At 68.0% G+C, this 23304-nt stretch carries 26 protein-coding genes and 1 pseudogene; 7 read left to right on the forward strand and 20 right to left on the reverse strand.

The genetic code is table 11. The features are described 5' to 3' along the window. Positions 1–49 precede the first annotated feature (49 nt). The 8 genes from BM345_RS26525 to BM345_RS26560 all read right to left on the reverse strand — a co-directional run bounded on the left by BM345_RS26525 (position 50) and on the right by BM345_RS26560 (position 6266). Positions 50–1087 (reverse strand): LacI family DNA-binding transcriptional regulator, encoded by a 1038-nt coding sequence (locus BM345_RS26525; protein WP_175545161.1) that lies wholly within the window; start codon positions 1085–1087, stop codon positions 50–52. 143 nt (positions 1088–1230) lie between these two features. Beyond that, complete coding sequence (locus BM345_RS26530; protein ID WP_254790018.1) at positions 1231–2253, reverse strand: phosphatidate phosphatase App1 family protein; 1023 nt, start codon at positions 2251–2253, stop codon at positions 1231–1233. 100 nt (positions 2254–2353) lie between these two features. After that, the gene (locus BM345_RS26535; protein WP_093386088.1) at positions 2354–2851 is read right to left on the reverse strand and encodes a dihydrofolate reductase; all 498 of its coding nucleotides are present in this window, start codon (positions 2849–2851) and stop codon (positions 2354–2356) included. Positions 2852–2856: 5 nt separating this feature from the next. Next, positions 2857–3690 (reverse strand): thymidylate synthase, encoded by an 834-nt coding sequence (locus tag BM345_RS26540; protein ID WP_093385963.1) that lies wholly within the window; start codon positions 3688–3690, stop codon positions 2857–2859. Between the two features lie 8 nt (positions 3691–3698). Next, complete coding sequence (locus BM345_RS26545) at positions 3699–4013, reverse strand: CcdB family protein (protein ID WP_093385965.1); 315 nt, start codon at positions 4011–4013, stop codon at positions 3699–3701. Between the two features lies 1 nt (position 4014). Next, complete coding sequence (locus BM345_RS26550; RefSeq protein ID WP_093386091.1) at positions 4015–4284, reverse strand: type II toxin-antitoxin system CcdA family antitoxin; 270 nt, start codon at positions 4282–4284, stop codon at positions 4015–4017. Positions 4285–4344: 60 nt separating this feature from the next. Then, positions 4345–5787: an FAD-binding oxidoreductase gene (locus tag BM345_RS26555; protein ID WP_093385967.1), complete on the reverse strand. Its 1443-nt coding sequence runs from the start codon at positions 5785–5787 to the stop codon at positions 4345–4347. Continuing rightward, positions 5784–6266 carry a DUF2069 domain-containing protein gene (locus BM345_RS26560; RefSeq protein ID WP_093385970.1) on the reverse strand — a complete coding sequence of 161 codons (483 nt, stop codon included), beginning with the start codon at positions 6264–6266 and terminating at the stop codon, positions 5784–5786. Before BM345_RS26560 ends, BM345_RS26555 begins: the two co-directional genes overlap by 4 nt. A 33-nt stretch (positions 6267–6299) precedes the next feature. Between BM345_RS26560 and BM345_RS26565 the strand changes: the two genes are divergently transcribed. Next, positions 6300–7535 carry a YihY family inner membrane protein gene (locus BM345_RS26565; RefSeq protein WP_093385972.1) on the forward strand — a complete coding sequence of 412 codons (1236 nt, stop codon included), beginning with the start codon at positions 6300–6302 and terminating at the stop codon, positions 7533–7535. Positions 7536–7586: 51 nt separating this feature from the next. Continuing rightward, a pseudogene (locus tag BM345_RS29905) lies at positions 7587–8350 on the forward strand (IS5 family transposase). Between the two features lie 55 nt (positions 8351–8405). Here the strand turns inward: BM345_RS29905 and BM345_RS26580 are convergent. Continuing rightward, positions 8406–9374, reverse strand: a complete 969-nt coding sequence (locus tag BM345_RS26580) for a LysR family transcriptional regulator (RefSeq protein ID WP_093385980.1) — start codon at positions 9372–9374, stop codon at positions 8406–8408. An 80-nt stretch (positions 9375–9454) separates the two neighbouring features. Between BM345_RS26580 and lysA the strand changes: the two genes are divergently transcribed. Next, on the forward strand, positions 9455–10750 hold the full coding sequence (gene lysA / locus BM345_RS26585; RefSeq protein WP_254790019.1) for a diaminopimelate decarboxylase: 1296 nt from the start codon (positions 9455–9457) through the stop codon (positions 10748–10750). 56 nt (positions 10751–10806) lie between these two features. On the opposite strand, the gene BM345_RS26590 is transcribed toward lysA, so the two are convergent. Next, a complete protein-coding gene (locus BM345_RS26590) occupies positions 10807–11169 on the reverse strand; it encodes an Mpo1-like protein (RefSeq protein WP_093385983.1) in 363 nt (120 codons plus the stop codon). Positions 11170–11266: 97 nt separating this feature from the next. On the opposite strand from BM345_RS26590, the gene BM345_RS26595 reads away from it, so the two are divergent. After that, positions 11267–11653, forward strand: coding sequence for a thioredoxin family protein (locus BM345_RS26595; protein WP_093385985.1), 387 nt, complete (start codon positions 11267–11269; stop codon positions 11651–11653). Between the two features lie 45 nt (positions 11654–11698). Here the strand turns inward: BM345_RS26595 and BM345_RS26600 are convergent, their stop codons facing one another. The 3 genes from BM345_RS26600 to BM345_RS26610 form a co-directional block, all read right to left on the reverse strand. Beyond that, the gene (locus BM345_RS26600) at positions 11699–12178 is read right to left on the reverse strand and encodes a hypothetical protein (RefSeq protein ID WP_093385988.1); all 480 of its coding nucleotides are present in this window, start codon (positions 12176–12178) and stop codon (positions 11699–11701) included. Between the two features lie 65 nt (positions 12179–12243). Beyond that, positions 12244–13053 (reverse strand): alpha/beta fold hydrolase, encoded by an 810-nt coding sequence (locus BM345_RS26605; RefSeq protein WP_093385991.1) that lies wholly within the window; start codon positions 13051–13053, stop codon positions 12244–12246. Further along, positions 13050–14357 carry an O-acetylhomoserine aminocarboxypropyltransferase gene (locus BM345_RS26610; RefSeq protein WP_093385995.1) on the reverse strand — a complete coding sequence of 436 codons (1308 nt, stop codon included), beginning with the start codon at positions 14355–14357 and terminating at the stop codon, positions 13050–13052. Before BM345_RS26610 ends, BM345_RS26605 begins: the two co-directional genes overlap by 4 nt. 150 nt (positions 14358–14507) lie before the next feature. Between BM345_RS26610 and BM345_RS26615 the strand changes: the two genes are divergently transcribed. Then, complete coding sequence (locus tag BM345_RS26615; RefSeq protein ID WP_093385997.1) at positions 14508–14963, forward strand: CBS domain-containing protein; 456 nt, start codon at positions 14508–14510, stop codon at positions 14961–14963. A 30-nt stretch (positions 14964–14993) separates the two neighbouring features. Here BM345_RS26615 and BM345_RS26620 read toward each other — a convergent pair whose 3' ends face one another. Together BM345_RS26620 and BM345_RS26625 are read right to left on the reverse strand one after the other, a co-directional pair. Next, positions 14994–15980, reverse strand: a complete 987-nt coding sequence (locus tag BM345_RS26620) for a Bug family tripartite tricarboxylate transporter substrate binding protein (RefSeq protein ID WP_093386000.1) — start codon at positions 15978–15980, stop codon at positions 14994–14996. An 8-nt stretch (positions 15981–15988) separates the two neighbouring features. After that, positions 15989–17074: an adenosine deaminase family protein gene (locus BM345_RS26625; RefSeq protein WP_093386002.1), complete on the reverse strand. Its 1086-nt coding sequence runs from the start codon at positions 17072–17074 to the stop codon at positions 15989–15991. A gap of 82 nt (positions 17075–17156) precedes the next feature. Between BM345_RS26625 and BM345_RS26630 the strand changes: the two genes are divergently transcribed. Next, positions 17157–18131, forward strand: coding sequence for a LysR family transcriptional regulator (locus BM345_RS26630; protein WP_093386005.1), 975 nt, complete (start codon positions 17157–17159; stop codon positions 18129–18131). Between the two features lie 4 nt (positions 18132–18135). Here the strand turns inward: BM345_RS26630 and BM345_RS26635 are convergent, their stop codons facing one another. Next, the gene (locus tag BM345_RS26635) at positions 18136–19389 is read right to left on the reverse strand and encodes a polyhydroxyalkanoate depolymerase (RefSeq protein WP_093386096.1); all 1254 of its coding nucleotides are present in this window, start codon (positions 19387–19389) and stop codon (positions 18136–18138) included. 111 nt (positions 19390–19500) lie between these two features. On the opposite strand from BM345_RS26635, the gene BM345_RS26640 reads away from it, so the two are divergent. Then, positions 19501–20157, forward strand: coding sequence for a glutathione S-transferase (locus BM345_RS26640; RefSeq protein ID WP_093386007.1), 657 nt, complete (start codon positions 19501–19503; stop codon positions 20155–20157). Positions 20158–20175: 18 nt separating this feature from the next. Here BM345_RS26640 and BM345_RS26645 read toward each other — a convergent pair whose 3' ends face one another. The 4 genes from BM345_RS26645 to BM345_RS26660 form a co-directional block, all read right to left on the reverse strand. Beyond that, a complete protein-coding gene (locus tag BM345_RS26645) occupies positions 20176–20532 on the reverse strand; it encodes a DOPA 4,5-dioxygenase family protein (protein ID WP_093386009.1) in 357 nt (118 codons plus the stop codon). Positions 20533–20553: 21 nt separating this feature from the next. Continuing rightward, positions 20554–21618 (reverse strand): SRPBCC family protein, encoded by a 1065-nt coding sequence (locus BM345_RS26650; protein ID WP_093386012.1) that lies wholly within the window; start codon positions 21616–21618, stop codon positions 20554–20556. A gap of 39 nt (positions 21619–21657) precedes the next feature. Beyond that, entirely contained in the window at positions 21658–22584 is a 927-nt protein-coding gene (locus tag BM345_RS26655) for an SAM-dependent methyltransferase (RefSeq protein ID WP_093386014.1), read from the reverse strand. Between the two features lie 67 nt (positions 22585–22651). Next, entirely contained in the window at positions 22652–23233 is a 582-nt protein-coding gene (locus tag BM345_RS26660; RefSeq protein ID WP_093386017.1) for a GbsR/MarR family transcriptional regulator, read from the reverse strand. Positions 23234–23304: the final 71 nt, after the last annotated feature.

The following is a 23304-nucleotide window of genomic DNA, read 5'->3' on the forward strand; positions in this document are numbered from 1 at the left end:
AAAAGGTTCGGGTTCAGGGCACTTACCGGGCAGCCGCGCCTTCGTTTCCTCAGTGAAGGTTCTCGGCCGTCAGGATCTCGATTCGCGGCTGCACCACGTTGAGTGCGCCGCGCACGTTCTCGCAAAGGGCACGCAGCACGCGCGCCGCGGTCAGTACGCAGTAATGGATGTCCTGGTGCAGGACGTAGGAAAGGTGGTTCGCACCCAGCAGCGAGGCGTGGGCATCGGTGAAGTCGTGCGCGACCATGCCTGCGCTGGCCGTGAGCCCGGCCTGTGCCAGGGCGCGCGCGACGCCCTCGCTGCCTGAGCCCACGTTGTAGATGCCGGCCACGCGCGCGGGCTCGACGTCGTCGCGCAGCACCTGCAGCAGCGCCTCGCAAGCGCCCTCGTCGTCGGGCGGCAGGTCGGCGGTGCGATGCATTCTGATTTCAGGAAAGCGCTCCTCCAGCACCTGGGCGAAGCCGATGCGCCGCTCGATCTCGGAAGAAAGCCGCGTGGCCTGCGAGGACAGCAGCAGCACGTCGCGGTGCTTCTCCTGGCCGGCCATGCGCCCGAGCAGCAGGCCGGCGGTGCGGCCGGCCGCGCGGTTGTCCGCGCCGATGCAGGTCTCGCGCATGGAGCCGGCCACGTCGGAGAAGAGCGTGACCACGTGCACGCCGGCGCGCACCAGCTCGTTCACCGCCCGCTTGATGGGCGGCAGGTCGGGCGCCAGCAGCGCGATGCCCTCGCAATCGCCCACCTCGGCCAGCTGCTCGGCAAAGCGCGCCGGGTCGCTGGTGTCGATGCGATGGGTGACCTCGGTGATGTGGCCATGGCGGAAGTCGCTCGCGGCCTGGGCGATCTGCCGTTCGACCAGCCCGAAGAAGGGTGTCTCCTCGGCCGGCAGCACGAAGGCGAAACGTGCGTTGGCGCTCTTGCGCGGGCGCCCCGGCTGCTGCTGTGGAGCGCCCAGTTCCTCCACCACCTGCTGCACCCGCTGCACGGTCTCCGCGTTCACGCCGGCACGCCGGTTGAGGACGCGGTCCACCGTGGCGGTGCCCACCCCGGCCTTGCGGGCGATGTCGGCGATGGTGGGCGCGGAGGACATGGTTGATGGGGATTTGATGTAGGCCATGCTATTTACATCAATAATTAAATCAATCAGGGTTTTGGAGCATTGGCCTCTTCGCGCCGCGCAGCGGCCGCGAAGGGTGTGTCGTTGTCAGGAAGAAGAGGGCGCGGGGCGCTGGATCATTCGGCGGGCCAGGCCGCGCCGTCGCGCAAGACGTGCCAGCGGGCAGCATCCACGCCCGCGAAGGCGGCGGCGTAGCGCGGTGCGGCCTTGTCTTCGTCCGTTACATCGCGGATCACCACAGCCTCGATGCGCTGCGGATGCTGCCGGGCCACCGCGCCGTAGATCTCGGGATCGAGTTCGCCGGAGTCGCCCACCAACGCGAAGCGCCGCTGCGGAAAGTCCTCCATCAGACGCGCGATGCCCGAGAGCTTGTGTGCCCGCGATTCGCCTTCGCCGGGGATCAGGGAGCGCAGCGTCGTGCTCTCGCGCAGGTGCATGCTGCCCAGGGGATAGCCGGCCTCGCGCAGGAAGCCCTGCAGCGCAGGCAGCAACTGGATGGGGCTGGACGACAGGTAGTGGAAGCGCGTCTGCGGATTGCGCGCCATCCGCTGGTAGTGCTGTGCCATGCCGGGCGCGGCTTTGAAGCTGCGCGCGAAGGTGTTGAGCAGCATCTGCTGCTGGTCGCGCACCTGCGTGACCTTCACCGTGTCGTCGATGTCCGAGATGACGGAGAGGCCGGTGGCCGGCACCAGGAGCGCATGGCCATCGACATCGGCGCGCGGGCCCGGTGTGCGCGCCCGGAAGTTCAGCCATGGGGCGGTACGCGGGTCGGCCTGCATGTCGACCGTGGCGCGCAGGCTGGTGCGGCCGGCCGCGTCGCTCGAGGGCATCCGCACCAGCGGTGCGCCGTGGCCGAAGTCGATTTCCAGCACCGTGCCTTCCTCGGGCTCGGCATGGAAGAGCGCAGTACGCTGAGCGAAGCGTAGGCGCGCGGCCGGGCTCATGTTGCGCAGCTTCAGCCCCAGGTAGCGCGCCAGGCCCATGTCCAGGACCTTGAAGCGGTTCTTTTCGTGGATCCAGGCCTGCAGGTCGATTTCGATCTGCCCGTTGTCGAGTTCACGCGCGGTGCTGGGAAGGAAGAGCACGTCCTCGTCGGGCTCCAGCGGCTCGGCCTTCGCGTGCGCGGGTGCGGCGGGCAACGCGGCGGCAAGGAGCGCCCCGAGTGGCAGCGCCGTCAGAAGGCGACGGCGCGGAAGATCTGCCGTGTCCTCGGCTGGCTGTCGTGTGCGGCGTCCGTCCTCAGGCGTCCGCGCGCTCATAGGTGACGAAGCTGAAGGGCAGCCCGTCCTTGGCGGCGGTGTGCGCGCTGCGCGCCGTCTCGCGCCAGCCGTCGCCCAAGGTCGGGGCAAAGGTGTCGCCCTCGAAGTCGCGCTCGATCTCAGTGACCTCCGCGCGCTGCGCCAGCGGCACGGCCTGCGCGTAGATTTCGCCGCCACCGATGACCCAGAGCTCGGGCGCGCCGGCGCACAGCGCGATGGCCTCGTGCAGGCCGGCGGCGCATTCCGCGCCTTCGGCCTGCCAACCGGCCTGGCGGGAAATCACGATGTTGCGGCGGCCCGGCAGCGGACGGAAGCGCGGGGGCAGCGACTCCCAGGTCTTGCGGCCCATCAGCACCGGCGAGCCGCTGGTCTGCTGCCGGAAGTGCGCCAGGTCCTCCGGCAGGTGCCAGGGCATATGGCCGTCCTTGCCGATCACGCCGTTGCGGGCGCGCGCAAAGATGATGTTGATGCGCGGCATGGGCGTCACACCGCGACCGGCGCCTTGATGGGGGGATGCGGGTCGTAGCCCTCGATCTCGAAGTCCTCGAACTGGTAGTCGAAGATCGACGCGGGCTTGCGCTTGATCTTGAGCGTGGGGTAGGCCCGCGGCTCGCGCGAGAGCTGCAGCGCCACCTGCTCGGCGTGGTTGCTGTAGATGTGGCAGTCGCCGCCGGTCCAGATGAAGTCGCCCACGTCCAGGTCGCACTGCTGCGCGATCATGTGGGTCAGCAGCGCGTAGCTGGCGATGTTGAAGGGCACGCCCAGGAAGATGTCGGCGCTGCGCTGGTAGAGCTGGCAGCTGAGCTTGCCGCGCTCGCCGGGCGCCTGTGGCGGCGCGACATAGAACTGGAAGAAGGCGTGGCAGGGCATCAGCGCCATCTTCGACAGGTCCGCCACGTTCCATGCGCTCACGATGATGCGGCGCGAGTCGGGGTTGCTCTTGAGCGTGTCGATGACCTGCTGGATCTGGTCGATGTGGCCGCCATCGGGCGTGGGCCAGCTGCGCCACTGCACGCCGTACACGGGACCCAGGTCGCCGTTCTCGCGCGCCCACTCGTCCCAGATGGTGACGCCGCGCTCCTTGAGCCAGTTGTTGTCCGACGAACCCGTGAGGAACCACAGCAGCTCGACGATGATGGACTTCAGGTGCACCTTCTTGGTGGTGACCAGCGGAAAGCCCTCGTTGAGGTCGAAGCGCATCTGGTGGCCGAACACGCTCTTGGTGCCGGTGCCGGTGCGGTCCGCCTTGAACACGCCCGTCTGGTCGACGTGGCGCATGAAGTCTTCGTATTGGTGGCGGATGGGGCGGGTGGTCATGTTCTTCTTCAGTAGGAACCGAACAGGGTGTCGAGTGCGTCCTGGATGTCGAGTTGCCTGCCGGCCAGGCTGGCGATGGGCCGCCGAAGCTCGCCCGTGGGCACCGCACCGATCGATGCCGTGTCCATGACGACCGGCTTGCCGGCCACCTCGAACTCCGGGTTCAGGTTGCGCACCCTGGAGTTGAAGCGCTGGCTCGCGTAGAGCGGCACCACGACGCGGGTCTCGAGGATGCTCAGGAAATCGTTCTGCACATCCAGCATGTAGGGAACGGTGTTCCGGTCGGAGGCATCGGGATTGGCGTAGACGTCGAAGCGCGCCATCTCAGCCCTTCTTGCCGTCGCCCAGCCCGCGCGCGAAGTTGCGGTACTTGGCCAGGGGCAGGCCTTCCCTGGCGATGCGGGCGTTGTAGGCCTGCATGGCTTCCTTGTTCTCCTCGGCCCACTTTTCCCAGTAGCGACGCTTGACCTCTTCGGCCAGCAGTTCGTCGACCGTCTGCGACACGTTCATGCCCAGCTCGCGTGCCATTTCCAGCACCTTGCTGTTGAGCGAGAGATTGGTCGCCTTCTTGGGCGCGTTGTCGAAGCGGAGCATGGCGGCGTCCTGGGGATGGATCGTGCGCATATTTTACGCGCATGCCCCATGCCTGCGGTCTCAGTCCTGCAGCACCCGCCCCGGATTCAAGGTGTTCTTCGGGTCCAGCGCGCCCTTGATGGCGCGCATCATCGACAGGGCCACCGGCGACTTGTGCTTGACGAGCTTGTGCGCCTTGAGCGAGCCGATGCCGTGCTCGGCAGAAATAGACCCGCCGAAGCGCTCGACCGAGTCGTAGACCAGCGTATTCACCCGCTCTTCCTCGTTGACGAGGAAGGCGCGGGCATCGCCGTCGGCCGGTGCCTGCACGTTGTAGTGCAGGTTGCCGTCCCCCAGGTGGCCGAAGTTGACCAGGCGCACGCCCGGGATCTCCTTTTGCAGCAGCGCGTCGGTCTCGGCCACGAAGGCCGGGATGCGCGAGACGGAGATGGAGATGTCGTGCTTGATGTTCAAGCCCTCTTCGGCCTGCGCCAGCGGAATGCTTTCGCGCACATGCCACAGGGCCTTGGCCTGCGAGAGGTTCTCGGCCACCACGGCATCGCTGACGCAGCCGTCCTCGAAGGCCTTTTCCAGCAGGGCCTCGAAGCGGCCTCGCGCGTGGTCTTCGGATTCGTTGTCGGAGTTCTCCAGCAGCACGCACCAGGGCGACGCGCCTTCGCCTTCGGCGACGAAGGGCACGCGCTGCGCCGGGAAGTGCTTCGTCACCAGGCTCAGCGCAAAGTTGCCCATCACCTCGAAGCCGGTGAGGCCGGCGCCCAGGTACTGGTGCGCCAGGCCCAGCAGCTTCGTGGCCTGCTCCAGCGAGGGCACCGCGGCCCAGGCCGTGAGGCGCGCTGCCGGCAGCGGGTAGAGCTTCATCGTGGCGGCGGTGATCACGCCCAGCGTCCCTTCGCTGCCGATCAGCAGGTCGCGCAGGTCGTAGCCGGTGTTGTCCTTGCGCAGGCCGCTGGTGCCTTCCCAGATCTCGCCCTGCGGCGTGACCACTTCCAGGCCCAGGCACAGCTCGCGCGCATTGCCGTAGCGCAGCACCTGCGTGCCGCCGGCGTTGGTCGCCAGGTTGCCGCCGAGGGTGCAGCTGCCTTCGGCCGCCAGGCTGAGGGGGAACAGGAAGCCCGCGTTGCGCGCGGTGTCCTGCAGGCTCTGCAGCACGCAGCCGGCTTCCACCGTCACCGTGAGGTTGGCGGCGTCGATCTCGCGCACCGCGTTCATGCGCGTCAGGCTCAGCAGCACCTGCTGGCCGCTCGCATCCGGGATGGAGCCCACCGCCAGGCCGGTGTTGCCGCCCTGGGGCACGATGGAGACGCCCGCTGCCGCGCATGCCTTGACGACCTCCGCCACCTGCTGCGTGCTGCCCGGCCGCACCACGGCCAGCGCCTTGCCGCGCTCGCGCTTGCGCCAGTCCTGCTCCCAGGCCGTGAGATCGCCTTCGGTCAGCACGTTGTGCTCGCCGGCGATGCGGCGCAGTTGCTCGATCAGCTCGGTGTGCTTGTTCGTCGTCGTCATGAGGAAGTGACTGCCGCGTTGTTCCGTTCTGTGTCCTGTCGAAGCTGCGCGTCGGCATGGGCGAGCCGCGTGCGAACGTGCCACGCGCAGGCGACGAAGAGCAGCAGGCACAGCACGATCTCGATGCCGGCCAGCACGCGCCCGGCGGGTTGCATGTCGCTCCAGGCGCGCACCACGCCTTCGGTGAAGTAGATCCAAACCAGCAGGCTCACCCAGCGGTAGGTGTACATGCGGCGCTTGATGAGCCCGGCCAGCGGCAGCACCAGCGGCAGCACCTTCAGGGCCAGGAGCGATCCGCCCGGACGCAGCGGCGCGAGCCACAGCTCCCAGGCCAGGCCCAGCACGATCAGCCCGGCCAGGCTGCCGACCGCCAGCGCCCGCGTGGCCGCGACCGCGCGCTCGTTCGACGCCGGTGATGCCGGTGTTGCCGGCTTGCCGGAGGTGGATTTGCGGGGGAGGGGAGCGGTTGGCAGAGGCATGGCAGGAAAGACCCGGTGGCATGATAGCGACCCATGAATCGCCACTCGCTCTGGAGGGAGCTGTCTCACTTTCCGTGGCGCAACACCGCCGCCGTGCTGGGCGAGCGCTTCCGCGAAGACCGGCTGGGTCTTTCGGCCAGCAGCCTGACCTTCACCACCACCATCGCGATGGTGCCCTTCTTCACGGTGGCACTGGCGCTGTTCACCGCCTTCCCGATCTTCGCCAAGATGCAGGGCCGCGTGCAGCGCTGGCTGGTCGACAGCCTCATCCCCGAGAACATCAGCCGGCAGGTGCAGGGCTACCTCACCCAGTTCGCCAGCAAGGCGGGCGGCCTGGGGGTCCTGGGCCTGGTGGTGCTGCTGCTCACGGCCTTTGCGCTCATCCTCACCATCGACCGCACGCTGAACAACATCTGGCGCGTGCGCGAGCCGCGGCCGCTCGCGCAGCGGGTGCTGGTGTACTGGGCGGCCGCGACGCTGGGGCCGGTGGTGCTGGCGCTGAGTCTTTCCACCACCTCCTACGTGTTCGCGGCCTCGCGCGGGCTGGTGGATGACGCCGGGCTCAAGCTGGCATTCGATTTCCTGGAGTTCCTGTTGCTGGCCGGCGGCATGGCGGCGCTCTACCACTACGTGCCCAACACCGAGGTCAAGTGGGCCCACGCATGGGCCGGCGGCTTCTTCGTGGCCGTGGCCATCGAGATCGCCAAGCGGCTGCTGGCCCTGTACTTCGGCCTGGTGCCCACCTACTCGGTGCTGTATGGCGCCTTCGCCACCTTCCCGATCCTGCTGGTGTGGATCTACATCGCCTGGCTCATCGTGCTCTTCGGCGCCGTGATCGCGGCCTACATGCCCAGCCTGCTGGCCGGCGTGGCACGGCGCGGTGGCACGCCGGGCTGGTCGCTGCAGCTGGCCATCGAGGCACTGCAGCACCTGGCCTCCGAACGCGACACGCCGCGCAAGGGCCTGGGCGCCGCGCGGCTGGGCGAACGCATGCAGGTGGACGCCCTGCAACTGGCGCCGGTGATCGAGACCCTGGTCGAGCTCGATTGGATCGGCCGCATGGCGGAAGAGCGGCTGGACGAGGACCCGCGGCTGGTGCTGCTGATCAACCCCGAGACCACGCCCATGGAGCCCCTGCTGCGCGAGTTGCTGCTGGTTCGCTCCGACGTCCTCACGGCCCTGTGGGACAAGGCCCCGCTGGGCAAGCTGTTCGTGGGCGAGGTGCTGTCGATGCCGCGCGCGCTGCTGCCCGCGCCGAAGACAAACTAGGGCCTGTTAACACTAATTGCCAAGGCTCGGATCTTCCTTGAAACTGAGCTCATGGAGATCACACCAGCGCAGTTTGCCCAGATAGAAGACTGCTTGCCGACGCAGCGCGGCAACGTGAGTTTGACGAACCTTCAGGTGTTGAACGCGATCCTGTACGTGGCTGAACACGGCTGCAAATGGCGCGGCTTGCCCAAGCGGTTCGGCAACTGGCACACGATCTACACGCGCATGAGTCGCTGGGCAAAGTCCGGTGTGCTCGCTCGTGCCTTCGAGCAGTTGCAGCAGGCCCAAGTGGTGCGGATCAAGATCGAGGCGGTGTCGTTGGACAGCACCAGCATCAAGGTGCATCCGGACGGCACGGGCGCTCGAAAAAAAACGGTCCACAAGCTATCGGCAAGTCCCGTGGTGGATGGAACACGAAGATCCACCTCATCGCCGCGGACGCGCGCACGACTGTGAAATTTTCGCTGTCGCCTGGCCAAGCCCACGATGCCACCGAAGCCGGGCATTGCTCGAGCGACTTGAGCCGCCCAATCGGCCATTGCACCTGCTGATGGGATCGCGCTTATGAGGGCAACGAGACGCGTCAACTCGCACTCGACCTGGGATTCATCCCCGTCGTACCGCCCAAGAGCACGCGCATAGAGCCCTGGGAATACGACCGCGCTATGTACAAGCGCCGCAACGAGGTCGAACGCCTGTTCCGTCGGCTCAAGGGCTACCGCCGCATCTTCTCTCGCTTCGAGAAGCTCGACATCATGTTCACCGCGTTCATCAACTTTGCACTCATCGCTGATGGATTGCGTTTGTGTTAGCAGGCGCTAGACCGATCGCGATACGGCTGCCGCCGACCGGGCTTTGCGCCGAGAGTCAAGCTCGCGCGCGCGGCCGGCCCCACGCACGCGCGACCTGCCTCGCCAAGGCGTCGCACTCCGCCTCGAGCGCGGCTTCGAAGCGGGCGACCAGCGCATTGCCCGGCCGGTGCGCCGGCCGCACGACATACACGCGAAACGGCTGCGACAGCGTCAGCGGCCGCACAACGAGCCCGTGCGCGGGCATCGCCCCGGCGCCGGCCACCGCCAGCGCCGTCAACGGGTTGACGATGGCTACGCCGAGGCCGTGGCGCACCATCGCACAGACGGCGACCGCGTTGTCCGTCTCCATCGCGAGCTGGCGCTCGACGCCGGCGTCGGCGAACCAGCGGTCCACGCCCTGCCGGTAGCGGTCGCGCGGATGGAAGCTGACGAACGGCTCCCCCGCGAAATCCCTAGCCTCCAGCCGCCGCCGGGCCGCGAGGGGATGGCCGGCCGGCAGCACGGCAACCTCGTCGAGTTCCAGCAGCCGCCTCGCGTGCGCGCCCGCGAGCGCGCCGTCGTGCTCGACCAGGCCGAGGTCATGCGCCTGCGCGGCGAGCCGTTCCTCGAGCGACGGCGACTCCACCGGATCGACCGACACGCTCACCCCGGGATGCGCCTTCTGGAACCGCGCGCAGGCGCCCGGCAGCAGCGCATGCGCGAACGCCGGCAGGCAGGCGAGCGAGAGCTGGCCCTGCGCGAACTGGCGCAGCCGCACGGCCGTGTCGGCCACGCGCTCGAGGCCGGCATACGAGCGCTGCACCTCGTCGAACAGCGCGTACGCCTGGGCGGTCGGTTGCAGCCGGCCGCGCACGCGGTCGAAGAGGGTCAGCCGCAGCAGGTGCTCCATGCGCGCGAGCTCGCGGCTGACCGTGGGCTGGGACGTGTAGAGCGCGGCCGCGGCACCGGTGACGCTGCCCGCCGTCATCACCGCGCGGAACACCTCGACGTGGCGATGGGTCAGCGCGGGCAAGGTCGGGCTCATCTAGCAACCATATCAAAAATGAATGATGCGGACAATTCAAAGCACTGGCCTGAATCCCCTCGAGAAGGCACCATCGCGGAATGACCAAGCTCCAGCACCCCGCTCCCGCCGCGATGACGCCCGCGCTGCTGCAAGGCCTCGCCGAGACGCACGCCACGCCGCTGTGGGTCTACGACGCCGAGACAATCCGCGCCCGCGCGGCCCGGCTCACGATGTTCGACACCGTGCGCTTCGCGCAGAAGGCATGCTCGAACACGCACGTGCTGCGCCTGCTGCGCGGCCTCGGCGTGCAGGTGGACGCGGTCTCCGCCGGCGAGATCGAGCGCGCGCTGCACGCCGGCTACGACGCGCGCGATGAACATGCGGGCATCGTCTTCACCGCCGACGAGATCGACGCCGTGACGCTCGCCCTCGTGGCCGAGCACGGCATCCCAGTCAACGCCGGCTCGGCCGACATGCTGGACCAGCTCGGCCGAGCCCTCGGCGACCGCGCGCGGGGCCACCGCGTCTGGCTGCGCATCAACCCGGGCTTCGGCCACGGCCATAGCCGCAAGACGAACACGGGCGGCCAGCACAGCAAGCACGGCATCTGGCCCGCCGACATCCCCGCCGCGCTCGAGGCCATCGCTTGCCATGGCCTGCGGCTGGTCGGGCTGCACATGCATATCGGGTCGGGGGTGGACTACGGCCACCTCTCGCAGGTCTGCGACGCGATGGTGCGGCACGTCCAGGCAGTCGTCGCGCTCGGCCACGAAGTGACGGCGATCTCGGCCGGCGGCGGCCTGTCGGTCCCCTACCGGGTCGGCGACCCGACGGTCGACACCGCGCACTACTTCAGCCTGTGGGACGAGGCGCGCCAGCGCATCGTCGCCCAGCTGGGCCACCCCGTGCGGCTCGAGATCGAGCCGGGCTGCTTCCTGGTCGCCGAGTCCGGCGTGCTGCTCGCGCAAGTGCTGTCGGTCAAGGACATGGGCGCCAATCACTTCGTGCTGTGCGACGCCGGCTTCAACGACCTCGTGCGGCCCGCGATGTATGGCAGCCATCACGCCATCAGTGTGCTCGCGCATGCCGGCGTGGACGCGCGGCGCGACCCCGGCATCGCCCACAAGGCGCGGCCCACGGTGGTCGCCGGCCCGTTGTGCGAGTCGGGCGACGTGTTCACGCAGGACTCCGGCGGCGTGGTCGAGCCGCGCGCGCTGGCACCGGCCGAGGTGGGCGACCTGCTGGTATTCCACGACACCGGCGCCTACGGCGCGTCGATGAGCTCGAACTACAACACGCGGCCGCTGGCGCCGGAGGTGCTGGTGGACGGCGGCCGCGGCCGGCTCATTCGCCGGCGGCAGACCGTGCGCGAGCTAATCGCGCTTGAGGACTGACGCGTTGACCTGTCCCGCCAAACCCCACTAGGGCCGGTTTTTAGTATTAACAGGCCCTAGAGCTTGACGCGGCCGCGCAGGATGTCGCGGTACATCGCCCAGTCGCCCATGAAGCTGTAGAGCGGGCGCTTGAAAGAGGCGGGCTTGTTCTTCTCGAAGCCGAAGTGGCCGATCCAGGCGAAGGCGTAGCCCACCACGACGGTCGGGATCAGCCACCAGGCGTTGCCCGTCAGGACGAAAGTGGCCAAGCACACCAGCGACAGCGTCGAACCCACGAAATGCAGTTGCCGGCAGGTGCGGTTGCTGTGCTCGCTCAGGTAGAAGGGATAGAACTCGGCAAAGTTCCTGAAGCTGCGGGGATCGACTTCGGCGCCGGCGGCGGCATGCGCGCTGGTGGATGTGCTCGTGGCGGTATTCATCGTTGTCTCCTGTGGCTCGCGTGGGCTTTGCCCATAATAGTGATGCGGCCCTCAGGTCGCCAAGCCCGCAAACCCTTCCATCGTCCCATTGCAACCTGTGAGCGCATTGCCAAACACCGGAGCCGCCGCCGCTGCCGACGACAACGCCCTGTGGGTGGTGTGCCTGTGCGCCGAATGGTGCGGCACTTGCCGCGACTACCGGCCGCTGCTGCAGGAGGTGGCCCGCAAGCACCCGCAGATGCGCTTCGCCTGGGTCGACATCGAGGACCATTCGGACATCTCCGACGAGTTCGAGGTCGAGACCTTCCCGACCTTGCTCATCGCCGGTCGCGACGGGACGCGCTTTCTCGGGCCGCTGCTCCCGCATGCGGAGACCTTGTCGCGCATGCTCTCGTCAGCGCAGCCGGTGCAGCCTTCCTCGCCGGAAGTGGCGCAACTGCTGGCGGCCATCGAGCGCTCGCCGGCGGACTTCGAAGTTCGATAGTCTGCGGTTGGGCGAGGTCGTCCTGCGACCTTGCCCCAGCTACCGCTAGTCGACGGAAAACTTGTAGACGTTCGCAGGCTCCACGAAGTTCGCTTCGCGAAGCGCCCCGGTGGGCGCGAAGGCGTTGTTCGCCTTGATTGCGTATTCCCTGAAGCTGACGCCTGCCGGCACGTCCTGGCCGTCGACAAGGTGGAGTACCGCTACAACGGCGACGCATGCCCATCCCGCTGCAAAGTAGGCCGTGGTTCCCCTGCCCAGGTCTTCTCTGTTGGCCGCTTCGCCCGGGAATGCATGCGTCGCCTTGAAGCGAACGCGCCGACCGTCCACGGACAGGACGCCGGGCCGGACTTCTACGCGATGTTTGCGCCCAGCCGTCTCGCCCGCCCCGGCAAAGCCGAGGGTTTCCGTACCAGGCACTGCGTAAGGCTCGAGTTGAACGGCCGTGTGGAGCTTGAACAGCGTGCTTTCCAGCGTCGAGTAGTACGCCTCGTATCCGTCGAACGGTGCCTGGCCGGCCATGGCCATGCCCGGGAGGCAGAGCAAAAGTGCAGTAATTCTTACCGACACGGTTCACCGGAGCGCGCGACGGGCTACCGCGCGCCCAGGAATTCCGCCAGCGCAAACAGCACCCCGTCCGGCGCCTCGGCCATCAGCGCATGCCCAGCCTGCACCGTCACCACCTTCGCATCCCGTGCCCGCGAGATCAACGGCTTGGCCGCGGACGCCAGCGTCATCTGGTCGCCCTTGCCCAACAGGAACAACACCGGGCATTTGAGCGCGTCGATGGCTGCCTCGCCGTTCGCGTAGTTGTTGCAGGCGTTGAAGCCGACGTGGAACACGTTGGCCTCGCGGTTGCTGTTCAGCACGCGGCGCATCAGCGCACGCGAACTGCCGTACAGCCAGGTGCCCGGGCCCAGGGAGGAGGGCGGCGGCGCCAGCATCGAGTGCGAGAAGGTGTTGACCATGGCGATCGCCTTCTGCGGCTCGTTCAGCGAAGCCTCCAGCAGCGCCGGCGACACCTTCATCGGATAGGCCGTGCCCACCATCGCCAGGTGGCTCACCCGCTCGGGCGCACGCGCAGCGGTCTCCAGCGCGATCAGCGAGCCGAAGCTGTGGCCCACCAGCGCCGCGCGCTTCACGCCGGCCGCGTCCAGCAGGCCGATCACGGTCTGCGCAGCCTCTTCCACGCTGGCCGGCGGCTTGCCGCCGCTCTTGCAATGGCCCGGCAGGTCGATGGCCAGCACGTTCCAGCCGTGGTGCGCGAACCAGCGGCTCTGCAGGATCCACACGCTGTGGTCGTTGAGCACACCGTGAATGAACACGACGGTGGGTCTGGCCGCGTCGAAGGGCTTGCCGCCGGTATAGGCGTAGAGGCTGTTGCCGTTGACGGTGATGTTCATGCCGCCTTCTCCGCCGCCTTCAGGGCGCGCTTGAGGTCCTCGATGAGGTCGGCCGGGTCTTCCAGCCCGATCGACAGTCGGATCGTGCCCTGCGTGATGCCGGCGCCGGCCAGCGCCTCGTCGCTCATGCGGAAGTGGGTGGTCGAAGCCGGGTGGATCACCAGGCTGCGGCAATCGCCCACGTTGGCCAGGTGGCTGAACAGGCGCAGCGCCTCGATGAACTTCTTGCCCTGCTCGCGGTTGCCCTTGAGGTTGAAGCTGAACACCGAGCCCGCGCCCTTGGCGCCGTGGCGCAGCAGCTTGCCGGCCAGCGCGTGGCTGGGATGCGAGGGCAGCAGCGGATGCCCCACGTGCTCCACGAAGGGATGGGTGGCCAGGAACTCGACCACCTTCTGCGTGTTGTCGATGTGCCGCTCCATGCGCAGCGGCAGGGTCTCTATGCCCTGCAGGATCAGCCAGGCGGTGTGCGGGCTCATGCTGGCGCCGAAGTCGCGCAGGCCCTCGCGCCGCGCGCGCAGCAGGAAGGCGCCCACCGTGCTCTCTTCGGAGAACACCATGTTGTGGAAGCCCTCGTAGGCCTGCGTCAGCTCGGCGAAGCGGCCCGAGCCTTCCCAGTCGAAGCTGCCGCTGTCCACCACGATGCCGCCGATCACCGTGCCGTGGCCCGACAGGAACTTGGTGGCCGAGTGGTAGACCAAGTCCGCGCCCCAGTCGAAGGGCTTGATCAGGTAGGGCGAGGTGAGGGTCGAATCCACCAGCAGCGGCACGCCGGCCGCGTGCGCGATGTCGCTGACTGCCGGGATGTCCAGCACGTCCAGCCCGGGATTGCCCACCGTCTCGCCGAATAGCAGCTTCGTGTTGGGCCGGATGGCGGCCCGCCAGCCGTCCAGGTCGCCCGGCTTGACGAAGGTGGTCTCGATGCCAAAGCGGCGCATCGTGTAGTGCAGAAGGTTCTGCGAGCCGCCGTACAAGGCCGTGCTGGCCACGATGTGCGAACCCGCGCCCATCAGCGTGGCCACCGACAGGTGCAGCGCGGCCTGCCCGCTGGCCGTCGCGATGGCGCCGATGCCACCTTCCAGCGCCGACACCCGCTGCTCCAGCACCGCGTTGGTCGGGTTGCTGATGCGCGAATACACATGGCCGGCGCGCTCCAGGTTGAACAGCGAGGCCGCGTGGTCGCTGGACTCGAAGACGAAGGAGGTGGTCAGGTGGATCGGGACCGCGCGAGCGCCGGTGGTGGGGTCGGGTGCGGCGCCCGCGTGCAGCGCGAGCGTGTCGAAGCCGGGGTCGGAATAACCGGGCATGGGAGCCTTTCAGGAAAAGGGAATGCGCGAACGACCCGTTACGTCTGCAAGACTGCACCGGTGTCGTGGACGTGCCAATGTGCGGACATTGTGTGGGATTTGTGGGCTATATTTGAATCGGCATCAGCCCACAAGAGAGGAGCACTCCCCATGAAAGTCAGCGACATCCTGCGCGTGAAGGGCAACACGCTCTTCACCATCACGCCCGACGAACCTCTGGCGGATGCCGTCAATATCATGGCCGACAAGGACATCGGTTCGCTGGTGGTGATGGACCATGGCGACCTGGTGGGCATGCTCACCTTCCGCGAGGTGATCCTCGCCGTCGTGGCCAACGGCGGCTCGGTGGGCACCACCCTCGTGCGCAAGGCCATGGACGACCATCCGGTCACCTGCACGCTGGAGACGGACCTCGACGAGATCCGCCGCATCATGCTGGAGCGCCATGCCCGCTACATGCCGGTCATGGACAAGCGCATGCTGATGGGCGTGGTGAGCTTCTACGACGTGGCCAAGGCCGTGGTGGACAGCCAGAACTTCGAGAACAAGATGCTCAAGGCCTACATCCGCGACTGGCCCGCGGAAGAAGAAGACGAGAAGAACTGAGGCCGCCGCACGGGCGGCCCCGTCCGTCCGTCATTCCTTGATGTTGGCCGCCTGGACGATCTTCTGGTTGCGGGCGTACTCCGCCTGCACGAAGCGGCCCAGGTCCTCCGCCGAGCCACTGCCCGGCACCGCCCCCTGCTCCTGCAGCTTGGCACGCACTTCCGGGTCCTTCAGCACCGCATTGAGCTCCTCGTTCAGCCGCTTCACGGTGGCCGGCGGCGTGGCCGCGGGCGCGAAGATGCCGGTCCAGCTGACCATCGAATAGCCCTTCAGGCCGGGCATCTCGTCGAAGGCCGGCACGTTGGGCAACGCCTCCAGCCGCTTGCTGCCGGTCACGCCCAGCGCCTTGACGCGGCCGCCGGTGATGTGAGGAATGGCGCTAGTGCTCACCAGCATGGCCAGGTCGACCTGGTTGCCGATCACGTCGGAAGCGATCTGCGCGCCGCCATGGTACGGGATGTGGGTGACGTAGATGCCGCTCTTTTCCTTGAGCAGTTCCATCGCCAGCTGCAGCACCGTGCCCACGCCCGAGGTGGCGTAGTTGAGCTTGCCCGGCGAGGCCTTGGCCAGCTTGACCAGGTCGCCGTAGTTCTGCACCGGCAGGCCCGGGCGCGCCACCAGCACCATGGGCGCGGTGTTGAGCATGCCCACCGGCGCCAGGTCCTTGAGCGGGTCGAACTTGAAGGCCGCCGGGTTGATGAGCTTGCCGATGGCGATGGCGCTGTCGGGCCCCGCCACCAGGGTGTAGCCGTCGGGCGCGGCGTTGATCGCCTTGGCCACGCCGATGGCGCCGCCGGCGCCGGTCACGTTCTCGATCACCACCGACTGCTTGAGCCGCTCGCCCAGCCTGGTGGCGACCAGGCGGGCGTTGAAGTCGACGCTGCCGCCGGCCGAGTAAGGCACGATCAGCGTGATGGGCTTGGCCGCCGGCCAGGCTGGCTGTGCGAACGCGGCCCCGGGGAGGGCAGCGGCGACCAGCAGGGCGGCCAGGGCAATGGGTTGCTTGATCGAAGGCATGGTGTGGCTCAGGTTCCGGACATGGACGGGGTGGGGGTGTCGAGCGAGGAGCCATCGCGCAGGGCGTCGAATTCGGCGGCCCACTCGTCGCGCCATTTGCGGCGCCGGCTGTCGGCAATCCAGGCGCCGTCCAGGCCGTTGAGCATGAAGCCGCGCAGGTCGTCGAGGCCAAAGCCGAAGTCCCGCACCATCATCGCCCAAGCCTGGGTAGGCGTGACCTTGTGCAGGGTCGGGTCGTCGGTGTTGGGATGGATGCGCAGGCCCAGGCCGGGCATCTTGCGGATGGGATGGTCCAGCGCCCAGCGTTCCGGCGGCAGGGTGCGCAGGTAGTAGGAATTGGTGGGCACCACGGTGAAGAGCACGCCGCGCTCGGCACACTCGCGCGCGAATTCGGGCTGGTCGACCACCGTGTAGCCATGATCGATCCGGTCCACCTCGAGCAGTTCGACGGCGGTGCGCACGTTGGTCCAGGGCATGCCGAACTCGCCGGCGTGCGCCGTCGTCTTCAGGCCACCCTGGCGGGCTCGGCGGTAGGCCTCGAGGAACATCTCCGGCGGCCGGTCGTTCTCGCGGTAGTCGATGCCGATGCCCACAACTTCCTCCTCGCGACGGTGCGTGAGCACCCAGTCGACCATCTCGACGGCCGCCTCGGGGCTGGCCTCGCGGTCGATGGCGGCGATCAGCCTGCCGCTGATGCCCAGGTCGTGCCGTGCGTCCTGGATGGCGCGCACGATGGCATCCTGGGCCACCGGGTAGGCGATTCCCGAGGCATGCACCGTGCCGGTCGGGTTCCAGGAGAACTCGGCATGGCGAACGCTGTGGCTGGCGGCATCTTCCAGGTATTCGTAGGTGAGCTGGTACAGGTCGTCCGGCGACCGCACCAGTTCCGCGTCGAGCGCGCGCAGCACCCGCAGCACGCCCACCGGCTTCTCGCCACGCGTGTAGAAGCCCTCGATTTCCTCCTGCGCCAGGGGCGAGCCGGCGCGCGCGTTGAGCGCCTCGAAGGTGGCCTTGCGCACGGTGCCGAAGAGGTGGCAGTGCAGCTCCACCTTGGGAATGGCGCGCAGGAATTCGTCGAGTGCAGCAGGGGGCATGTCCAAAGTCTAGGCAGCGGGTCGGTTCAGGAGAAGTTTTGAATTTCTATAATTTCATTCATTCGACTGATAACCACCAGCCATGCCCGCCCAGCCACTACGAGCCCTCACGCTGCGCCAACTGCAGTGCTTCTCGGTGCTGGTGCAGGAGGGGCACTTTGGCCGCGCGGCGCAGCGCCTGTCCATCACCCAGCCGGCGCTGAGCAACGCAATCAAGCAGATGGAAAAGCTGCTGGGCGCCGAACTGCTCACGCGCACCACCCACAGCCTGGCGCTGACTCCCGTCGGCGCCGAGGTGCTGGCCCGCACCGACTTCCTGGTCAACACGGTGGATGTGGCGCTGCGCGACATCGAGAGCACCGTGCGCCGTGGCCGCGCCTTCGTGGGGATCGGCGTGATCCCTTCGGCCAGCGACGGCGTGGCCACTGCGGTGGCCGAGTTCCTGCGCGAGAGCGGGCGCGAGCTGGAACTGGCCTGGCGTGACGCTCCCTCGACCACCCTGCTGGCCGAGGTGCGCAGCGGCCAGCTGGACTTCGCGGTGGCCGCGATCACCGAGGCACCAGGCGGCGGGCTGGCCAGCGTGGAGCTGTTCCGCGATCCGCTGGTGCTGGTTCTGCGGCGCGACCATGCCTTGGCCGATCTGGAGGAGGTCGCCTGGGAGGCGGTGGGCAATGAGCGCCTGGTGCTGTTCGAAAGCGGCAGCATGCCGGCGCTGGGCATCCCCGCGCGGGCGCAGTTCGCGCAGGGCGCAGAGCCGTATCGGGTGGGTTATTCCGAAACCCTCTACGCCCTGGTGCGCGGCGGGCTGGCGCTGGGGCTGATGCCGCGCCTGTACACCGCCTCGCTGCGCGATCCGCAACTGGTGGTGCGGCCGCTGGCCCGGCCACGCGTGGAGCGGCGGGTGGTGCTGGTGCATCCCTCGGGCGCCACGCGCAACGAGGTGGCGAAGGAACTCATCGACTTTCTGCGCGAGCGGCTGCCTCTGGCGCCTGGCGCGCCAGCACGGCGGGTGGCTGCGAAGAAGAAGCCGGGCCGCCGGCGCGCGGCGGCTGGCTAGCGGCTCAGGCCGCTTCGGCCAGCGAACTGGCCCGCCCGCCGCCGTACAGCTCGGTGGCCGCGTGGATGGTCTCGCGAACCCGCGGGTAGATCTGCTGGTTCCACTTGCTGCCGCTGAACACCCCGTAGTGGCCCACGCCCGCCTGCAGGTGATGGGTCTTGAGGTAGGGGCGGATGCCGGTGCACAGGTCTTGCGCGGCCACCGTCTGGCCCACCGCACAGATGTCGTCGCGCTCGCCCTCCACTGTCAGCAGAACAGTGCGGCGGATGGCGGCCGGGTTGACGGTGCGATCGCCCACGGTGAGCACGCCGCGCGGCAGGTCGTAGGTCTGGAAGACGCGCTCCACCGTCTCCAGGTAGAACTCCGCCGGCAGGTCGTTGACCGCGAAGTACTCGTCGTAGAAGTTGCGGATGGCATCGGCTTGCACCGTCTCGCCGTCCACCAGGTGCTGGTAGAGCATCTCGAACTGCTTGCGGTGGCGCTGGGCGTTCATGCTCATGAAGGCCGTCAGCTGCAGGAAGCCCGGGTACACGCGCCGCATCGCGCCGGCATGCGGCCAGGGCACGCGGCTGATGAGGTTGCGGCGGAACCAGTCGATGGGCCGGTCGGTGGCCAGTTTGTTCACTGCCGTCGGGTTGACGCGGCAATCCACCGGGCCGGCCATCAGCGTCAGGCTGCACGGCGTGGCGGGGTGGTCGTCCTCCGCCATCAGCGCGGTGGCGGCCAGTGCCGCCACGCAGGGCTGGCACACCGCCACCAGGTTCGTCCCGGGGCCCATGGCCTCGATGAACTCGACGAGTTGGCGGGTGTAATCGTCCAGGCCGAAGGCGCCGTGCCACAGCGGCACGTCGCGGGCGTTGTGCCAGTCGGTGATGTAGACGTCGTGGTCGCGCAGCAGCGTGCGCACCGTTTCGCGCAGCAGCGTGGCGAAATGGCCCGAAAGTGGTGCGGCGAGCAGTACCTTGGGCTGCTCGGCCTGTACATCCTTGCGAAAGTGCAGCAGCGTGCCGAAGGGCGCGACCAGCGCCGCTTCCTCGTGCACAGCCACTTCCTGGCCGTCGACCGTCACCTGCCCGATGCCGTAGTCGGGCCGGGTGTGGGTCAGGCGCATGCGCGAGACCACATCGAAGTAAGCGGCCATGCGCCGGTTGGGCGTGCGTTCGTCCTTGTCGAACCACATGGCGCTGCCCAGCGCCTGGGCGGCCAGCCGCATCGGCGAGGTGGAATCCATCGAGGACTGGTAGAGCCGGTACAGCATGCAGGCGCCGCAGGCAAGTTGCGGGCCAAGCGCGCGCATGCTTTTTGCGCGCGCCGCACCGTTCTGGCACAGGGCTTGCACTTGGAGGCCCAACTCCAAGGAGCAGCGCGCATGGCCAAACCCGTTCTCACCATCAGCAGCAAGAACTACGGCGCCTGGGCGCTGCGCGGCTGGCTGATGTGCAAGCTGGCCGGGTTGGACTTCGTGGAGAAGGTGATCCCGCCCGACGACCCGGCCATGAAGGCGGAGATGCTGCTGCTGTCGTCCTCCATGCTGGTGCCTTCGCTGCAGCACGGCGGCATCAAGGTCTGGGACACCCTGGCCATCGGCGAGTACCTGCACGAGATCAAGCCCAAGGCCGGCCTGCTGCCGGCCGACGCCAAGGCGCGCGCCCATTGCCGGGCCATCTGCGGCGAGATGCACTCGGGCTTCTCCTCGCTGCGCAGTTCGCTGCCGATGAACATCAAGGCGCGCTTTCCCGGCTTCAAGGTGTGGTCGCGGGCGCAAGCCGACGTGGACCGCATCGTGGCCATCTGGCGCGAGTGCCTGGGCAGCTACGGTGGGCCCTACCTTTTCGGCGACACGCCCTGCATGGCCGACGCGATGTACGCGCCGGTGGTGACCCGCTTCATCAGCTACGACGTGGCCCTGGACAAGACCTGCACCGCCTACTGCAAGCGCATCATGGAACTGCCGGCCATGCAGGAATGGGTGAAGGCGGCCAAGGCCGAGCCGGAGGAAATCGACGAGCTGGACGCGGAGTTCTAGCGCGGCTCCAGCGCGACCTCAAGCCGGGCGCGTGAACATGCCCAGGTCCAGCGTGGCCTCGTTGCCCAGCCACATGGCGTGGGCGGTGTGGTCGGCGTAATCGTCGCCCGTGTCGCCGTGCACCAGCACGTCCAGGCCCTGGCGCTGGGCGTCCAGCCAGCCGATCACGCGGTCGTAGTCGGCGGCGTCGAAGGCCAGCTGATAGCTCCAGTGCGGATGCGGACCCACGTTCTTCTCGTGGAAGCGGCCGATGGAGGCCGGCAATCCGGTTGAGATGGCCTGCTCGCGCATGGCGCGCGCCTGCTCGACGGTGTCGGGGCCGAAGTACACGTGCGCGTGGTAGCGCGGGTAGACGTTTTCGGGGCGGCGGGGCATGGGGCGATTGTGAGCGCGGCACTAATTTCCGCCCAGCCCCGGGGACATCGCCGCCGCGACGGCGGCCTCGCTGCGCCCCTTGTAGAAACGCAGGATGTGCTCGGAGAAGTCGCCCAGCAGGAAGCGCGCGACGGGGTCGGCGTACCAGTTGAAGCGTGTGCTCACGCGCCAGCTGACGTCCAGGCGCAACTCGGTGCCGCCATCCCGAGGGCTGAGGGTATAGGCCGAGTCGCGAAGGTCGAAGTAGTGTCCGCCGATGACCACATGGTCGTCCAGCGCACCGGCCGGGAAGGAATCGGGCGAGAAGCGGTAGCGCCAGCGGATGCGCCGGGCCGGCTCCCACTCGGTGATCAGTTCCTCGAAGTGCACCTGCTTCTGCCACTGCACCCGGCGCACCAGGCCTTCGCCCGTGGACTCGGTCACGCCGGCCACCGGCATGGGTACGCCGATGCGGTAGGCCCAGGCGTCGCCCACTTCGCCCGGCTGGATGTCCGTCGCCTGGTTGATCTCCTGCCACACGCGCTCGGGCGGCGCGGCAATGAACACGGTGCGCGTGGTGGCGGACAGCTGCTCGGGGTTGGGAAACTGCGGTTCGATCGCCCCCAGGGCGAGCGGAAGCACCGCGAAGCTGTAGAGCGCGCGCCTGGGCCATTGGGTGACGCGGCACACGATGCCCATCACCAGGCCACCGAGGCCGCCCAGGAGCGCGAACATCGGGATGATGATCACGGCGCAGATCAGCCCTTCGATGTACACGAGCAGCGTGCCCACGACGAAGAGCGAGGTCGACAGCAGGGGCGCGGAAAAGTAGTAGCTCCAACTGCGCCGCTGCGTCCGCTCGGCGACATAGACCGTGACGGCGCCGCACAGCGCGGGCGCCAGGTAGATGAAGGAGCCGAGCATGGCCGAGAAGCGCTGGCCCGGCATGCCGGAGAAAGCCACCCGCAGCACCAGCGCGATGGCCGCGCCGGCGAGCACCGGCCAGAACTTGCTGAAGGGCAGGGTGCGGACCGGCTCGGCTGTCTGCCCGGCTTCGGGCGTGAGTGCGGCGGCGCGCGAAGCGCCATCCTCGTGTTCGGATTGCATCGTCTCTCTTCTCCTCGTCACTTTCTCTTGTTGTTGTGATCAGTTGGCGCGGCGCGTCGCCGTCACCATGCAGTAGTCGAAGTCGCGCCAGAACATGCCCAGCAGCAGTGCGCAGTAGCTGGCCACGATGTGCTTGCGCCGCCAGGAGCTGAGTCGCCCGCGTGCCTTCCAGAGCTCGGCCAGCGTGAAGCGGGTGGCCAGCACCGGGATGTGCAGTGCACTGGGCGCCACGCGCCAGCGCAGCGAACGCACCTGGATGTCCTCGAAACCGCTGGCGGCGAGTGCCTTCACGAAGTCGTCGCGCACCGCGAGCGTCGGCACCGCCCAACTGTCGGCCCAGAGCCGATGCAGCCGTCCGCCGAGGCGGCTGGTCTCGCGGCGAAGCAGGAAGCCGTCCACCACCGCCAGGCGCGCGCCGGGCTTGAGCAGCCGCGCGGCCTCGCGCGCGAAGTCCGCCTTGGCTGTGCCCTGGGCGTAGCAGGCGCTTTCCACTGCCCAGGCGCCATCGGCCTTTGCGGCAGGCAATCCGGTGCGGGTGTAGTCGGCTTCCACATGCGCCATCCGGTCGGCCACGCCGGCCTGCACATCCAGCCGGGCGGCGATGCGGTTCTGCACCGGCACGTTGGTCACCGTCACGGCGTACAGCGAGGCATGGTCGCCGACCAGCGTGCGGGCGGTGGCGCCCGCGCCGCAGCCCAGGTCGATGACGCAGCGCCGGCCCGACTCGCAGTCCGGACGGTCCAGCTGCAGCGCGCGCCCCACCACCCGGTTCATCTCCACGAGCATGCCTTCCCGGCGCAGCGGATTCAGGCCCAGGCGCCAGAAGCCGAAGTGCATGTTGTAGCTGGGGCTCCAGGCGCGGTAGTCCTCGGCCACTTCGGTGAAGTAGTCGCGTGTCTCGGCACGGGTAACCGGCGGGGCGCCTTCTTGGGCAAGCGGGAGGTCGGAACGGAGCACGCTGGGCATCTGGCTCTCCTTTATTTCGATATTTCAGTCAAAACAGAAATTCTCGGTCAAAAAAAAAGCCCACCATTCAGATCATGGGCAGGCCGGATTGATTCGGGTCGGGGCGGTCGTCGGGAGCGCTGCTAGTGCCCCCACGCACGAAGCGCTGGATGCTGGCCCCTAGGCTCAGCACCTTCTCCAGCGTGCCGGGCGACAGCCGCAGCATCTCGTCGGCCCAGGTGGCCAGTCGGGTCATCAGTTCCAGGGTGGAGCGGATTCGGTCCTGGCTGTCGGCCGGCTCCTTCTGGAAGTCGGGGCTGGCCACCAGTTCGCGCAGCAGGCGGATGGTGGGGTCGAACTCGCGCTCCTTGCGCTCGCGCACTACGGTGCGGAACAGCTCCCACACGTCGACGCTGGTCTCGAAGTAGTCGCGGCGGTCGCCCAGCACGTGGGTCACGCGCACCAGGTTCCAGGCCTGCAGATCCTTCAGGCTGTTGCTCACGTTGGAGCGCGCCACGTTCAAGGTCTCGGACAGCTCCTCGGCATGCATGGGCTTGCCGTTGCAAAAGAGCAGGGCGTGGATCTGCGACACCGTGCGGTTGACACCCCACATGGAGCCCATCTCGCCCCAGTGCAGGACGAACTTGCGTTGGATGTCGGTCAGTTCCATGGCTCGGAGTCTAGGCCTTCCGAAATTTCTGTCAAGAAAGAAATAAAAGAAGCGATGCACGCAGTTGCCGG

The organism is Variovorax sp. OV329, from assembly GCF_900114785.1.
GTDB lineage: Bacteria > Pseudomonadota > Gammaproteobacteria > Burkholderiales > Burkholderiaceae_C > Variovorax.